The organism is Segeticoccus rhizosphaerae, from assembly GCF_005222685.1.
Taxonomy (GTDB): domain Bacteria; phylum Actinomycetota; class Actinomycetes; order Actinomycetales; family Dermatophilaceae; genus Segeticoccus; species Segeticoccus rhizosphaerae.
This window is the reverse complement of record NZ_SWMA01000100.1, coordinates 1-1,090: the sequence shown is the minus strand read 5'-3', so window position 1 is coordinate 1,090 and position 1,090 is coordinate 1. Positions and strand designations below refer to the sequence as shown.

Below are 1,090 nucleotides of genomic sequence, written 5' to 3'. Positions count from 1 at the left end.
CTAGTGGTCCGTCTCGCTATTGGCTAACCACTTCGTCGAGCCGGGTCCGTGCGCGGCGTACCTTGGCCAGGATTGACTCCGCGGTGGCGGTCCACACGAAGGGTTTGGGTTCTTCGTTGTGGGCCTCGAGGTATTCCTCGATGGAGGTGATCAGGTCGGGCACGGAGTTGAAGCTGCCTCGGCGCAGCGCCTTGTCGGTGAGGTCGCGGAACCACCGTTCGACCAGGTTCAGCCAGGACGAGGAGGTGGGGATGAAGTGCAGGTGGAAGCGTTTGTGCCGGCGTAACCACTGCTTGATCGTCGGGTGCTTGTGGGTGCCGTAGTTGTCCAGGATCACGTGCACGTCTTGGCTTTTGGGCACTTCGGCGTCGATCACCTTCAGGAACTTGAGGAACTCCTGGTGCCGGTGCTGGGGCAGGCAACGGCCGGTGACCTCGCCGGTGAGAACGTTCAGCGCAGCGAACAACGTCGTCGTCCCGTTGCGTTTGTAGTCGTGGGTCATCGTCGCATTGCGGCCCTTGGTCATCGGCAGCGAGGGCTGGGTGCGGTCCAGCGCTTGCACTTGCGACTTCTCGTCCACGCAGAACACCACGGCACGGTCGGGAGGGTCGAGGTACAGACCGACCACGTCCGTCAGCTTTGCCTCGAAGTCTGGATCGTTGGACACCTTGAAGGTGTCGACCAGGTGCGGCTTGATCCCCAAGTTGTGCCAGATCCGTTGCACCGTGGCCGAACTCACGCCCTGATGAGCGGCCATCGTCCGACACGACCAGTGGGTCTGCCCCTTGGGTTTGGTCCGCAACGTGTCGTGCACGATCTGCTGCACCTTCTCCTCGGGGATTGAGGTCTTGCGCCCCCGCCCAGCGCGTACCTGTCCGAGTTTGGCCAGCCCCTCGACGGCGAATCGCTCCCGCCACGCGCGCACGGTCACCGGCGTCACCCCAACCTGCACCGAGATACGCGTGTTGGCAACCCCATCGGCAGCCAGCAGCAGCGCCTTGGCCCGCTGCACCTGCCGATGCGGCGCCGCCTGCGAACGGGACAACACCTCCAACGCCTCACGCTGACCAGCCGACATCTGCAACGGGGA

The 1,090-nt window shown here is 64.0% G+C and carries 1 protein-coding gene; it reads right to left on the bottom strand.

Translation table 11 applies throughout. The annotated features are described in order from the left end of the window. Positions 1 to 16 precede the first annotated feature (16 nt). Positions 17 to 1,084, bottom strand: a complete 1,068-nt coding sequence (locus tag FCN22_RS21470) for an IS630 family transposase (protein ID WP_238384903.1) — start codon at positions 1,082 to 1,084, stop codon at positions 17 to 19. Positions 1,085 to 1,090 lie beyond the last annotated feature (6 nt).